Source organism: Lachnospira rogosae (ex Hitch et al. 2025) (assembly GCF_040096455.1).
Classification (GTDB): domain Bacteria; phylum Bacillota; class Clostridia; order Lachnospirales; family Lachnospiraceae; genus Lachnospira; species Lachnospira rogosae.
The window spans coordinates 184,578-199,525 of sequence record NZ_JBBMER010000002.1; the positions used below are offsets into that span (position 1 = coordinate 184,578).

The 14,948-nt window shown below is 30.7% G+C and carries 16 protein-coding genes; all 16 read right to left on the bottom strand.

All coding sequences use genetic code 11. The features are described 5' to 3' along the window. Positions 1-173 precede the first annotated feature (173 nt). Positions 174-1,583, bottom strand: coding sequence for a methyl-accepting chemotaxis protein (locus WMO14_RS03215; protein ID WP_349153261.1), 1,410 nt, complete (start codon positions 1,581-1,583; stop codon positions 174-176). A gap of 264 nt (positions 1,584-1,847) precedes the next feature. Beyond that, a complete protein-coding gene (locus WMO14_RS03220; RefSeq protein WP_116443795.1) occupies positions 1,848-2,243 on the bottom strand; it encodes a protein-export chaperone SecB in 396 nt (131 codons plus the stop codon). A gap of 9 nt (positions 2,244-2,252) precedes the next feature. Then, entirely contained in the window at positions 2,253-2,549 is a 297-nt protein-coding gene (locus tag WMO14_RS03225; RefSeq protein ID WP_349153262.1) for a hypothetical protein, read from the bottom strand. A gap of 2 nt (positions 2,550-2,551) precedes the next feature. Then, positions 2,552-3,097, bottom strand: coding sequence for a hypothetical protein (locus WMO14_RS03230; protein WP_349153263.1), 546 nt, complete (start codon positions 3,095-3,097; stop codon positions 2,552-2,554). Between the two features lie 28 nt (positions 3,098-3,125). Beyond that, positions 3,126-3,578 (bottom strand): sugar phosphate nucleotidyltransferase, encoded by a 453-nt coding sequence (locus WMO14_RS03235; protein ID WP_349153264.1) that lies wholly within the window; start codon positions 3,576-3,578, stop codon positions 3,126-3,128. Between the two features lie 326 nt (positions 3,579-3,904). Further along, positions 3,905-4,804 carry a YhcH/YjgK/YiaL family protein gene (locus tag WMO14_RS03240; RefSeq protein WP_349153265.1) on the bottom strand — a complete coding sequence of 300 codons (900 nt, stop codon included), beginning with the start codon at positions 4,802-4,804 and terminating at the stop codon, positions 3,905-3,907. 30 nt (positions 4,805-4,834) lie between these two features. After that, complete coding sequence (locus WMO14_RS03245) at positions 4,835-5,956, bottom strand: thiamine pyrophosphate-binding protein (protein ID WP_349153266.1); 1,122 nt, start codon at positions 5,954-5,956, stop codon at positions 4,835-4,837. After that, a complete protein-coding gene (locus WMO14_RS03250) occupies positions 5,901-6,434 on the bottom strand; it encodes a thiamine pyrophosphate-binding protein (protein ID WP_349153267.1) in 534 nt (177 codons plus the stop codon). The genes WMO14_RS03245 and WMO14_RS03250 overlap by 56 nt, the downstream gene beginning before the upstream one ends. A gap of 312 nt (positions 6,435-6,746) precedes the next feature. Beyond that, positions 6,747-7,787: a hydroxymethylglutaryl-CoA lyase-like TIM-barrel protein gene (locus tag WMO14_RS03255; protein WP_349153268.1), complete on the bottom strand. Its 1,041-nt coding sequence runs from the start codon at positions 7,785-7,787 to the stop codon at positions 6,747-6,749. Then, a complete protein-coding gene (locus WMO14_RS03260; protein WP_349153269.1) occupies positions 7,784-8,437 on the bottom strand; it encodes an acylneuraminate cytidylyltransferase family protein in 654 nt (217 codons plus the stop codon). Before WMO14_RS03260 ends, WMO14_RS03255 begins: the two co-directional genes overlap by 4 nt. A 352-nt stretch (positions 8,438-8,789) precedes the next feature. Beyond that, the gene (locus WMO14_RS03265) at positions 8,790-10,076 is read right to left on the bottom strand and encodes a hypothetical protein (protein WP_349153270.1); all 1,287 of its coding nucleotides are present in this window, start codon (positions 10,074-10,076) and stop codon (positions 8,790-8,792) included. A gap of 12 nt (positions 10,077-10,088) precedes the next feature. Beyond that, on the bottom strand, positions 10,089-11,483 hold the full coding sequence (locus WMO14_RS03270) for a lipopolysaccharide biosynthesis protein (protein WP_349153271.1): 1,395 nt from the start codon (positions 11,481-11,483) through the stop codon (positions 10,089-10,091). A gap of 59 nt (positions 11,484-11,542) precedes the next feature. Continuing rightward, on the bottom strand, positions 11,543-12,475 hold the full coding sequence (locus WMO14_RS03275; RefSeq protein ID WP_349153327.1) for an acyltransferase family protein: 933 nt from the start codon (positions 12,473-12,475) through the stop codon (positions 11,543-11,545). 266 nt (positions 12,476-12,741) lie between these two features. Further along, positions 12,742-13,395 carry a DUF1919 domain-containing protein gene (locus WMO14_RS03280; RefSeq protein WP_349153272.1) on the bottom strand — a complete coding sequence of 218 codons (654 nt, stop codon included), beginning with the start codon at positions 13,393-13,395 and terminating at the stop codon, positions 12,742-12,744. A 17-nt stretch (positions 13,396-13,412) separates the two neighbouring features. Continuing rightward, positions 13,413-13,955 carry a DapH/DapD/GlmU-related protein gene (locus tag WMO14_RS03285; protein ID WP_349153273.1) on the bottom strand — a complete coding sequence of 181 codons (543 nt, stop codon included), beginning with the start codon at positions 13,953-13,955 and terminating at the stop codon, positions 13,413-13,415. Continuing rightward, on the bottom strand, positions 13,955-14,860 hold the full coding sequence (locus WMO14_RS03290) for a glycosyltransferase (RefSeq protein ID WP_349153274.1): 906 nt from the start codon (positions 14,858-14,860) through the stop codon (positions 13,955-13,957). Before WMO14_RS03290 ends, WMO14_RS03285 begins: the two co-directional genes overlap by 1 nt. Between the last annotated feature and the right edge of the window lie 88 nt (positions 14,861-14,948).

Below are 14,948 nucleotides of genomic sequence, written 5' to 3' on the forward strand. Positions count from 1 at the left end.
CTAATTACAAGAGTATAGAATATTTATTTTAAGTCCATATTTCAATTTCAGCTTAACTTCTCCTTTTCACGTCCACTGTGTGTTATGACTATATTTCACCCTGCATCAACTCTTATTATTAATCCCTATTATTAACTTTTATACTAATCCTTATTATTAACTCTTCCTATTAATTACTTTTCAAACGCCACAATAGCAGTTATATCATTATAACCAAGCTGCTGCATTTTCTTCTGAAGCTTATTGATTGCCTCATCAAATTGTGAAAAAGCATTATATGTATCATTAAAATACTGCATTGCCTTTTCTTTATCTCCTTCTTCATTAGCATGCCATGAAAGCTCTGCATAATGATGCAAATCATTATGTGCCTTTACAAGCTGCTTGAATTCAGAACTATTTACAATCTTATCATCCTTTAACTGTGCAATCCATTTACCAAGTTTACAACGTGACGGATCATCTACCTGCTTCTTTAAAAGATGTTCAAATCCTACGATATTGTTATATACTCTCCATGTAAGAATATAATGATCCACTTCAAACACTCTCATCCAATCCTGCTGTGTAATCTTAGAACAGCCTCTTACAAGATCACTTCTTGTCTTATCAAGATATCTGCCCACCTTGAATACCCTCTGTCCTGATTTAAGGCAGTCATCAGACAGTATGCTGTAGCTCTGTGAAATATTCTCTATCTGCTTAGAAAATGACTTTGTAACACCTGTCTGTGTATCTATGTCATTAAAGACACTGTCAACCTTCTCACTTATGTCATCAATCTGGCTGTTCATCTGCTGCATAACTTCAAGTGACTTCTCTACCTTTTCATTCCCTTCACCAAGGCTTATGGTAGTCTCATCCATTGCTTTTGCAAGCTCATCTATATTATCTCTTAATTCTTTAACATACTTGACTATACTTCCAGCAGACTCTGCTGTATTATTAGATAATAATCTTACCTGATCAGCAACAACGGCAAAGCCTCTTCCTGCTTCTCCGGCTCTTGCAGCTTCAACAGAAGCATTTAAAGCCAAAAGATTACTCTGGTTAGATACCTTCTTAACAAGGTCTACAATCGCTTCAATCTTACCAATCTTACCCTTAAAATCCTGAACTTTATTATTGATAGACTGAATCTTCTTAGATGACACATTAACGGCTTTGATACTATCGTTCATATCTACCGTTACATTATGAGACACTGATATTATATCGTGGGCATTATCACGGATATGTCCCATAGCCATAGAAATGTTCTCTATAGAACTCTCAAGATGCTGGCTGGCATTCTCCATATGCTGTATCGACTTAGTCTGTGTTTCTACCTGATTAAGTGTATCTTTAATCAAAGTATTATCGCCAAGAATCTCCATAGTTTCATTAAGTCGCATAACAACTGGATTATTAACCTGCTTAACCGCTTTAAGCATTGAATTAAGCTTATCTGCATACAACGGATTATTAAAATCCGTCGCATCTATCTCATTAAAATCACCTGAGGCTATATTGTCAATTGCCTCAATCATTCGCCTGACATCACCTTCTGGCAATAAGTTCTCTTCTGTCTTTTTTCTAAACATATACTTTCATTCTCCTATATACGCACAACAGCGGGTTATAAAATACAACTCCCATTTCCCAGCAACAGACATACTACTACAGTCCTGATTAACGTAGAACAAGCTATAAATATCTGTAAAACATCGTATCTTCGAACCATTTATTAAATTATTCAAGTCTATATAACACCGATATTGTAATAATATCATAATTCAAGTATATTTACCATACAAAAATAAAAATTTGTCTGATATTTTTGTATAATGTATGATTAACTAGGTACTTCACTTACTATCAGATTGTGTAAAATCCATAAATGGAATATTTAATACTGAATACTGAGAACTATTAGTCAAGTTAGCGACTATAGGTCTTATATACGATAACAATACAGAAGCACCATTAACTTTTAATAATTCCTTAACTTTAGCTATATCTATAGTATCTCTCCATCTGAATTTAGCACTCATTACTATATCAATATTGAATGGCTGATTATCTTCACTGCTTCCTACTATAACATTTAAAGACACTTTCGCTGTATTTTCTTCATGCATTTCAACACTTGTTTGAGATTCTATATCAATCCCTTCAAATTTATCGCTATCAAATTTATTATTAGTAACAAAGCTAACCCTCTCTAATATTGGATTTGCAAATTGAAAACCACTTCTTACCATAAATACCCCCTATGCTGCATAAACAAATGTTGTTTTGTCAATGTTCTCATTAATATTATTATCAACACCTTTATAAAAAACATCTAATTTATTATAACTATAATCATTTAGTAATGTTGTCTTGCTTTCTTTTATATCAATATCATTTTCGTTAAATGGAGGTATAAAATCAAATTGCTGTTGTTGAATTTTATTATTCAACTCATTTTGATAATTTTTTTTATACATTTCAACCTCTTCATCTGTTAAACTATCTATTTGTTCTATAAAAGAATCAAGGAATTCCAAACTATCAATTTTACCCATAATTAAACCTCCTTATATAACTCTTTTTCTAAAATGCACTTTGAATTTTTGATATTATATATACATTTTACACCAATCGTTGGTTCTGCTTTATTAGCTTTATAATCATATGAAAATATACCATATGCTGGTGTATTATTATACTTTCCAAACACTTTAATTATATCATATTTTTGAGAAAATGAATCTATAGAAAATAGCATATTCAACTTATTTCCCAAAGGTAATTCCTGATTACATTGCATTTTTTCTGCTAGTTTTTCCCATGCATACTTTAGTTTCATATAAACATCATAATCTGTTAAATCTAATATATTGTCAGCATTTACATTAACCCTTACAATTGAAAAAGTTTCATTTGGTTTCCTGTTACGTTGCTTACTATTCCACCAATCAACATTCCCCTTATTATCCCAAAAATACATACCATCACCTAACCAAATATCATCTTTTCCATTTTTACTTGTAATCAAACTTACATCATTATTTATAAATGCTTTACATTTATCAGATTCATTACTATGAAATAATATTACCTTTGCCTCCATATGCACCCCTCAAATCATTAGTTCATTATTAGTAATTATCCCTAATCCACTCCAGACTTTCCCTATTACCTATATCATATCTCTCACCAGGCATTTCATACGCATAAACTTCACGTTTCTTGCAGAACCATTCAATAAATCCACCCGGTGCATCAAGATTAATCTCCTCGTCATTGACACAATCAACAATAACCGGTAAATCCTCTTTGCCATAAATATAAAATGGTGGCACAGCCCAGTTGCTCTTTGGTTCTTTAGGCTTTTCTTCCATTGAAATAACCTTATCAGAAGAATCAACTTCAACAACGCCTGTTCGCTGTAACTTTTCTAACGATGGCTCATAATGTCTCATTATGCAGGTTGCATTTTTCTCTTTGTAGAAATCAAGAAATCCTTTAATAGAGAAATCCAAAAGGTTGTCACCCGCAAGAACAAGCACTCCATCTTCGCATACATTTTTATCTGCACCTGTCAAAAACAAGTATAAAAAACATAATATTTCAAAAAATACTTTGCTGGATTAACGCAGGAAGATTACAATCTTCCTACTTCACATATCAACTAAATACCGCGAAAATCACTCAACAACCAATATCTTTTTGAAGTCTGTTAAGACTTTTTTGGATTTGATAACATCGACATATTATATCTAAGAAATACTATATGTCGATGTTATCTTAAGTACAAGACTGCTTCGCAAATAATTATTTTGTCCAATATCATACAAACATAAATAATTGTTTTCTAACAGAATGTTACTTTTATCCATTTTTTATGTCAATTATAATTACATTATTATACACTTTTCTAATCTATATTAACCTTACCAACAATCTTCAGCACATGTTTAGTTTCTTCTATATTTTGTGCACCTCTATGAGCTGTTTCTGGATAAAGAACAATACAATCTCCAGAAAGCAACGTAGTTTTACTCATTCTAGTTGGTATATTCCAAAACATAACATCTTTTTCTTCGTTATATTCTTCTTTCAAAGTAAGCCTAGATATATCTGCTATATCCATACTTTCTTCACCTGAAATCATAACTTGAATATCAATATACTTTCTGTGCGACTCAAGTTTACACTCTTCCGTTGGTCTTGTATCATAACTCTGCACACTATAATAAAAGTTATCATTTACATCTACTCTTTTACCAACATCTGCTTCTGAAACTTTTAATTTTTTTAGATATTTAACCGCTGATTCAATTCTATCTTTTATTTCATTATCATTGCTTCTATCAGAAACAAGCCATTCAGCAAATTCTCTAAGAGCTCCCTCTCCAGCTTTGTTGATACATACATAATCAGCAACAGCTTTAACTTCTTTCACAGCATCAGCAGGGCATGCGACTATACCGCCAGCTTCTTTAATAGGATGCATACATTTTAAATCAAGGATATCATCTCCAAAATAAGCACAAACACCAAGACCATCTTCACCTACAATTTCTTTTAGTGTAATAAGTTTATTAAGTTTACCTTGGTATACTTCTTTTATACCAAGTTCATCACATCTATTTTGAACAATAGAACTATTTCTAGCTGTGATAATAACAGGTACGATATTCATAGGTTTTAAAATACAGTTTATTACCATACCATCCTTAACAGAGAATGACTTCATAGTCTCTCCATTTGGTCCCATATATATCTTACCATCAGTGAGCGTACCATCTACATCCATAATTAAATATTTAATCATATCTAACCTCCAATGCTGACATTCTTTTATTCACGCATTTATTAATGCATTTATTTTTTTTTGCATTTCTTCATCAAGATCTGGCTTAATTGTACAAGTTTCCCACTTAATCTTAGGTATAAGAAGTGTTCCAGAAGTAAGCATAATATTTAGCAAACAAGGTTCGTCATCCAACATCCAGTTTTTATATTCATCTAATCTTTCATAATTACTAACATTGGCAGCTTTAATACCATAAGCATTGGCAATCTTCACAAAATCCGGAACAGTATATCCACTTTCTGCGGTTGTTATACAATATCTATCATTATAAGACCCGCGTTGAATTTCACTAATCTTACCAAGTTCTTTATTATTAACTACAAGAATCTTTATTGGCAGCTTTTCTCTTCTCACCGTTTCTAGCTCTTGAATATTCATCTGTAGCCCACCATCACCAGTAATACAGTATGTAATTCCATTATTCATACTGATAGAGGATCCTATCGCATACGGAAGACCAATACCCATTGCGCCATAGCTTCCTCCAATAATTATTCTACCTTCTGTTCCTTTAAAAGAAAGAGACTGTGCTGCCCAACAAACTGTCTGACCAATATCAACCGTGACAATCGGATTTTTAGGAAGCAATTCTGAAATCTTTTTCATTAATTTATTTCCATCAGTATCATCATAATCATCTAAAAGCTTCTTTGCTTCCATACAATTATTCCACCACTCTGTATAATCACGAATATCCTCAGCTAACAATTGTTTCATAAATGCCTTAGCATCCATAGTATAATCCTCTTCGTCTTCCTTGATTATCCTAGCAAGTTCATATTGATCAACATCACAACGAATCAATTTTGCTTTCGGAGCAAACAATTCTTTTTTGTGACCAATTTGTCTTAAACCAAGACGGGCTCCAACAGAAATAACCACATCACATTCATTTAATATCATATTAGCAACGCGATTTCCATATGTGCCAATGAAACCAATTCTATATTCATCCTGAATCATATCCACAGTATTCATTGTAGTAAGCACTGGTATATGAGTCTTTATTATAAATTCATAAATAAGCTCAGATATGCCCGCTGATCTTGCACCATTACCTACAATCAATACTGGTTTTCTGTATGTCGTATGGAAAATCAATGACCACACCCCCTTTTCTTCCTGTAGTAGCCAATTTATAAGCTCTTGAAACAATATCCGGAAATGTTTCTGCATGATTGGGAGATACAGAATACTTCGTTATATGCTTCGTCATAGAAACAATTTCCATCTCCTGAAAACCATTCTGACGAACACCTGAAAAACCTCTTTGCTCATTTGTGGGAACATTACCACTTATTCCCATAAGTGGTATGCCATCAAACCAAGCATCAGCTAACCCACCGAACGCATTAACTGCACCTGGTCCAGAAGTTGTAAAATATACACCAAGATTTCCGCTCATTCTAGCATAACCATCCGCTGCATAAGCACATCCCTGCTCATTATAGCAAACATGTATTTTTATTTCATCCTTTCTAGCATATAAAGCATCCATAAAAGGTACAATATATCCTCCAGAATAGCCAAATACATCGGCAACACCTTTTTTAATAAGATAATCGACTAAGTATTCTGAACAGTTCATTAAATACCAACCTTTCTAAGTAATCTCTCAAAAATTTGATTTGCATACGTTTGTACCATAGTACATCTTTCTAAAACAAAATATCACAACATAAATAAACAATATCGATCCATACACTTTAACTGACGTTTTTACAACTTTAGCTAAAATCGGTAACATTTCTGTCAAATACTAGAGCACACAAACCTGACTGTCACCTATTATAATCATAATCAATTCAAATACTTTCTTAAGCACTATGGCAAATGTTATATCTTTTTCAAAATTTCAACCAACGAAATAAAAAACTACAATAAAATGTATCAATACATTTTATTCACTTTTTGCACCTTTTTTATAATCATAATATATTTTATCTAAAGCAGAAAAATCTGTCTTTGAGTAACCAGTTCCATATCTCGTTCTTTGCTGAGGTGAAAGTGCTTCTACTACATCAAACATCTCGTTAGCTGTACAATTATAAGCTTTCTTTAAATGATAAACATTATCCACATGAGAATGCTTTGTACCACAAACATACATATGCAGATCATATCCATAATGCACTTCACCAAGTATTGGGATAATATATGTATCAATTGTCTCAAGTAGTTTTTGAAGATCATAATGCCCCCCACAATGTTTATTAATATAATCCGCAAGAAGCTCTGTTTTTGCATTTCCAGCCCCTCTTCCCATTCCAAAAAGTGAGCCATCAACAATAATATCTCTACCACTTTCTTCTGCTAGTTCTATCATTCTTTCAGCTAACGCACATGAAAGTCCAAGGTTATCGTGCGAATGAAGACCAATCCTAATATTCTTATCCAACAGGCTATCAACCTGTCTAAATATACTAACTAAATCCGTCATATCCATTGCGCCAAAAGTATCAACTATTGAAAATGCGGCGGGTTTCGCTTCATTAACTTTTTCAATTAATGAAGATCGTTCTTCATATGTATAGCTGATAGAATCCATCGGATTAAACTGTACAAGATATCCCTTTTCTTTAGCACCTTTGCAAAAATCAATAGCAGCATCAATTTCATGCTGTGCAAATGAAATTCTTAACCATTTGAATGATTTACCATCATAATCATCCAAATTTTCTAATGAATATCTGCTATTATCACAAAATCCAAGAAATTGTGTATTTTTTCTATTTTCTGGAAGATACTTTCTTGCATCTACTGAATCTGCATATACTAAAGTTTCTCCTGTAACATTTGTCTGTAGAAAACCAGTCTCAACAAAATCTATCCCCGCTTCAGCTAAACCTTTCATAATACCTTTTACAAATTCTGGATTAGAATTCTTATTAAAAAGATATCCTCCATCTCGAATTGTACAATCTGTTATTTGTATACTCATTTTTTCAACATCTCCTTATATATTGCATTACATATTTCGAAATCTTCAGGATAGTCAATATCCATAGCTTCAATTTTATCTACTTCCTTAATAAATGGATGTGATCCTAGTCTTCTGTTATGTTTTAAGAAAGAAGCTTTAGTAAACACATAGGCAATAGACGTTTCTCCATAAATCAATGGAAGATCCTGTGTACGAGGAAAATGGTCTGGATCAAAGTTGATTGGTTTCCCATTCTCCCACATAAATGTTCTTAATGCTTCAGCACAGAAAGCAGAATCATACTCCCCACTTGCCACTTTGTCTACACATTCTTCAATAGTAGAAACCTTGGCAAATGGTGATGTGGTATGTGCATTTACATAAATATCTGCATCTATTGTATTCATAAATTCTTTAATAAAATCATTAGCATTTATTCCATCTCCATCAAGATACTCTGGGCGTTTAAGGTATTTTACCCCCGGTATAACATATGGAATAACTGCATCATCAGAACAATAGATATAAACCTCATCAATATTCTTTGCCTCTAAGCAAGCTTTCTGAATAAAATGCATTAATGGTGTTCCATCAAAAAAAGGCTTAATGTTCTTTCCTGGAACTCTTTTTGAACCTAATTTAATTGGAATTAAGGCAACTGTTTTCATTTTAATAGTCCTTCCTTTAAGACGATTTATTCAATCGAATTATTTCCTTATAATTTTTGAATAAGTAGTAGCAATAATCAAAATATTCTGGATAATATCCGTCAATCAATTCAATCTCTGATATCTCGCATATATGATTTAAATTAAATACAGTAATCAGTGTTTTTAAATATCTCTTCTGTAAATACATAAACGCCACATAATTCCCTATATAAACAGTAAATTCTAGGTACATAAATATCTACAGTTTCTAATTTAAATCATTAGTCTTCCCTACATAATAAATCACATTCCTTTCCTGTCTAATCATATTTCCTATTTTTAACTCTTTCGCCATTTAATTTTATTAGAGTTATAAAACCAATAATTTTTCTATTACATTCCGAATATTGCCATCTTTCCATTTACCAGCATACATTCTTCTAATACTCAATATATATTCTTCCTTCTCATTTTCTGGTTTAACATTCCACAAATTCAATTTATTTTCCAATTCTTCGCAGGTTCTAAATTCATCTTCTTTAACCGAAATTGGAAAATATGCATCTGAGCAGTATTTCAAACACCGTATTCCATATTCGTACGCATCTACATATGTAGAAGATGTATGTACTATTCCTATATCTACCATCTCAAATGACTCCTGCACACTAATTTCTTTGCCGTAAATGCCAATACATTTTTCAGATACCATTTTTTTATATTTATGAACATCATCATTAGGATGGCACTTCACAATATATTTAAATTTCATTTTTTTTGAAATGTCTTCTACAAATTTTATTAAAGTAATACTTGCTTGTTCGCTCAAAGGCATACTAGGAGTATCTAAAAACAATCCCAACACCCCTGTATGATTCAATTTTACTCGCAATTCTTTATTACCTATATACCCAACAACAATAATCCTATTTCCATCAAAACCAGCTCTTTCAAATTCTTCTTTTTGTTTTTCTGACCTAGCCAAAAAGAAATCCGACTTAAAATTAAGTATCTGACTCTGGTTCATTAAATCATAATTCCAAGATTTAAATATTCCTATGCCGTGCTGATTAGTTACTGTAATCGCTCCCTGTTGTTTGAAATATTGCACTAGAACATTTTCATCTGGACCTGAGTCGAAATAAGTCATAACAAGTTTTGGCTTTAATTCTAATTTTTTAACTTCCTCAAACATCCATTTTCTAGCTGCCAACATAACCGACATATAAACTCTATCCTTTATATTAGAAATACAAGAAAGTTCTCGCATCGATATAAAAAACCAATCTAATTTTTTATGCAAATTTTTCCAATCTATATGATAAGATAGTTTCGTAAGAAAAGTTATAGTATTATATGACACTATATCAGCCTTTATCTTTTCCCAGTATCCGTCATGGTCATTTCTATAATTTTTTGTATATAAACATAATATTGGGGAAGATTTCAGATCCATTTCCATCTTCTCATGTACAAAAAACAAATTTTTTATAACTATTTTTAACCAATTCTTTCCCTTATTCATCTGACAATACAAACATTCATTAAATAATATTTGTTTCGAATTCATACCTGGAAACAATGATAAATTCACATTTTCCAAAGCTTTATGATATGCTATCATCTGTTTATCTTTTTCTGTTATCGGATTATACATTCTTATCACTTCCTAATTATCATTTCTAACAAGATTTAACAAAAATTCTCGCTCATTAATTACTAAAACAGCTAAACAACCAAAGGCGATTCCCCAACGAATCATCCACATATTAATAAAAATATAAAAGCATAAAACAACCGCAACAATCATAATAGAGGGCAACACAATAATCTTAAATGGAATTACCCTGTCGTTCAACCTTCTAGAATATATACAATGCAAAATCAACGATAATCCATAAGACATCAGTGTCGTATAAGCTGCTCCAACATATCCCCATTGCAATATAAAAAAATAGTTAAGTGCTATGTTAACCACAGCAGCTATAATTGTATTTATTGAAATAAACACTGTTTTTTTATAATAATGCTCCACATTCACATAGAGAGTATAAATAAAAATCAAGTAATTTGAAAGTACAATTGGTGGAATTACTTTAATTCCATCCCAATAAGATTCTGTAGCCATAATTTTCACAACTTCTGGTGCTAATAAGACCACACCTATCATTGCAATGGTCATTAACTCAATATACTTTATACAAATTCTGTTTATATCAGCATACGCTTTTTCTTTCATCTTTCTAGTGAAATAAGGGACCCACATTCCATCAAATGCTGTTGTTATTACAGTAGCAACCATACTAAAATTATAAATTAATCCATAGATTCCTGTTTCTGTTGCATTTCTAAGCATCGTAATCATAGTACGATCTGATTGAGATAAAATGCTAAGTGCAATGCCATGTAAAACTAATGGTAATGAAATCTTTAGACCATACATAATATATTCTTTATTTAATTTAATCTTTCCTTTAGGTAAGAAATACAAAGCAACTGAAATGCCAAAAATAAAAAACACCACTGCTGTTGGAACAATCCTGCCCATATACAGTTTTGATTTCAATGCCCATTTAATTAATACTACTGCAATAGTCGTAGAAATCAAATTTGGAAGCACCATAATAGCGGTTCTAAATTTATAACAGAAATTCATCATCAAATACATTGACACATTTTCAATTAACGCAGCTCCTAAAGAATGCAACAAGCAAAAAACAACTATTATTATATATTGAGCCGATAATATAAAACTAGCAATCAACCAAATAATTACTGTAAGTATACTGCCATAAATCAGTGTAAAAATGAGTATAGAAGATAAATAATCTTCTGTCTCATCTTCATAATCAATAAAAGAGGCCCTGATTGCCATATATAATGCCAAACTCATAAATGTTGCAGCGATGGACTCCCAAGCGTTATAGGTTGTAACTACTCCATAATCTGCCACAGTTAAAATTCTAGTAAAGATAGGGACTGTAATAAACGCAATACCTTTATTAAATAAAGTACCAAACATATAATAGGTACCTGCTTTTTTCATACTTTTCTTTTCTAGCATAGTTTTCTTTTTACAACTCCTTTATTTTTCACACAACAAACAATAATATGTAGATATCATTAACATATTTTCCTATAAAATTTCTTCCAAACAGCGGAAAACATAATTGTTATAACAAAAACTATAACAACACAAAAAGCCCCTCCTACAAGCGTACTTGACATACGCTCCAATATATCTGCTGTACAAATGATTACAACATAATGAATCATATAAACTTCCATTGTTAGAGAAACAATTTTTGTAGTCTTAGACTTTGCTAACGACCTAGAAATTATCCCCTCTTCTTTTGAGAAAAAATAAATAATTGGAAGTATACAAATTACATAAGCTAAATTCCTATATTCAATAATAAAATCAGGACCGTTTATCCCTAATAGATATACCACTATTCCTACAATAACACATATCACTTCGATAACCGTACTATTAACCTTATCTGGAAAACTCCATCTGTTAGCTAACATTCCTAGTGTATAGGCTGGTATCCAATATATTGGAAATGTGTATGTCAGATTTATAGCTATTTGAGACGAAATAATATTTCCTGTGAGAATGTTTACTAAAAAATGAATACAAAATATAATTGCAATCATTAAAATTGAATATCCGTATACCTGTTTCTTATTCAAACTTTTCACAAAATGTATGATAAAAGGTGTAAAAAAATATAAAACAGTCAATGTAGACAAGTACCAACAAGCACCATTTAAGATTGTTGCCCCCACTATTGTCATAGACTGCATCAATGTAGCAGCTAATAACAATTTTAGCATAGTTTTAATAATTGATGCCCCATTTATCACCAGATAAGTCGCAACTACTATGTGTGTTACCATATATAGAATATAGAATTTGGATACATTCTTTTTCAAAAAAGTATATACATTCTTAATACCGCTTTCCGAATAAATTCGATAAGTAAGAAACGCCGAAACCAAAAAGAAAAATGTCACTCCAAAAGCTCCATTATGAAATATTTTCTCATAAATATATTTTCCTTCTTCTTACTGTTTTAAAAAAACACAATGATTTAAAACAATCGTTATGCAGAATAAAATTCTCAATGCATCCAAAGATAATATTCTTGTCTTGTAATTGTCATTTTTTATCTTTACCATTTCAAATCATTTTTCCTTTCCAAACGTCCTTTTTTCATCATTATCATAACACGATTTAACAAACTTACAAATAAGACCCACCTTAACTCTTATTAAATTATTAAATTAACACTCCATTAGTTTCTTCATAATATATATTATAAGTTATATGACGAATTTAAAAATTGGGTCCAATTATATATATCATAACCTCTGTGTAACAATCCAGTATATCTCGTCAAGTCGGGAATATAGCCTTTTTTATCTTTATCATTAATATATACACATGGTATATTCATATTTTCCAATTTATCTGATGTAAAAAATACCCCTTTATAATTATTAGACAAAATAAAATCACTAAATAATTGTTTTTCTTTATATGTACATCCATTTCTATCATTCATTATAAAAAATATATTATCCCAGTTTATTCTTTTTTTTCTATCATTCCATTTAATCTGTGCCTCTTCTACGCTTTTATAATGAACTAAATATAGATATATATCTCCTAGTTTAGCAACCGGATATCCTTCTTTATAACTTTTTTCATCATCTTTTAACATATTAATATCAATATAGGTTTTAATATTGTATATAAATTTTATATAATCTGAAGCCGTCATATACATATTTATAGTTGGACTCCTAAATTGTAATCCTAAATCATGACTCACCAATCCTCCCAAACAATCACAGCTTATAATAGAAGGCTCTTTATTAAGTAATTCTTTTCTCTTTGATTTATATATTATATTTTTTCTTAAATTATCTCTAATCGACTTTACCATTCGCTTGATTTTCGAAATCATAAATTTTATTCTCTTTCTTAATATTCTATAGTTCTAGCTGGAACCCCTACTGCTGTTACATTATCACTAATATCTTTCGTTACTACTGCATTTGCTCCAATAATTACATTTTTTCCTATTTTTACACCTGGTAGTACGACTACATTATCTCCAATCCATGTATTTTCTCCTATCAAAACACTCCCTTTAGAATATAATTCTCTCTTTGCCGGTGGAATATCATAATGTTTGTGAGGGTTACCATGCATATGATCTGTTATATATACCTTACTCCCAATTAATACACCTTTCTCGATTTTTATACTATTTATACCTCCTATATGACAGTTTTGTCCTAGCGAAACATTATCTCCTATATCTATAATTGGATTCTTTCTTTTATCACTTGCATATGCCTCTAATCTTAATCCCTTATTGGCATAAAAATTATCACCTATGATTATATTCTTTTGTCCATATATTTCATAATCTTTTTCTATTCTTATATGTTTTCCGCATCGAAGAAGTTTCTTTTTTAGTATTTCACCTCTTAACATCAAAAGTAATCTTTTTATTTTCATCAAATCCTCCCCCAAATAACTTTTAACACAAAATCAACTTTTCTCTGTTTAGTTGTAAATTTACATTTTCTATATTTTTTTAACAAATTAATTTTACTATAAAAATTACAATCATAATTAGCAATCAAATTTAATATTTCTTTATTGTCACAACTTAAATTTTGATTGTAACCTTGCAATAACTCACTTGCTGTCCGTTTTATAACATTTTTCTGTTTAATATCATATTTCAACTTGTTTCTTATTTTTTCATATAAATTTGTATATGTTCCACATACATTATCGTTATGTATTCTGTACATTATCATTGCTTCTTCATCTTCAACAAAATTAATATCATTAAAATATGCAACTCTTGCTATCCACGAATCATGCATTTCAACCCACTTGGGTCTATACATACAAACTAAACCTAGCATATAATATGACATAACCATTGTACACCCTCCTGCACAATTACGTATAATATGCTCTTCTTTATCCATTGGAAATATTTTAACTATCCTACCATTAACTTCTTTATTATCGCTTAATAATTGTTTGGAACAATAATATAATTGTGAATCATTTTCTTTAAGTTCCGTAATAGCCCTATATAATTTTTGTTTTTTCCATATATCATCTTGATCTGATAAAGCAAAATAACAATAATCATCATACCTATTTTTTGCATATTCCATTAAATCAAAAAAGCTATATGCTGCTCCTTTATTATCACCTGTATACCAGATTAATTTTCCAGCCTTTTCATATTCTTTTAATATACTAATCGTATTATCATTAGATCCGTCATCTCTTACAACCAATTCAACACTTACATTCTCTTGATTAAGTATTGAATCAACTTGCTGTTTAATATATTTTTCACCATTATAAGTTGACATCAATACAATTACTTTTTCCATTTATACCTCGTATGATAATTAATAAGCTAACTATCACTCTTTTCCTTTCTTTCTAATATATATTACTTTATTAGCCTATTTTAATACC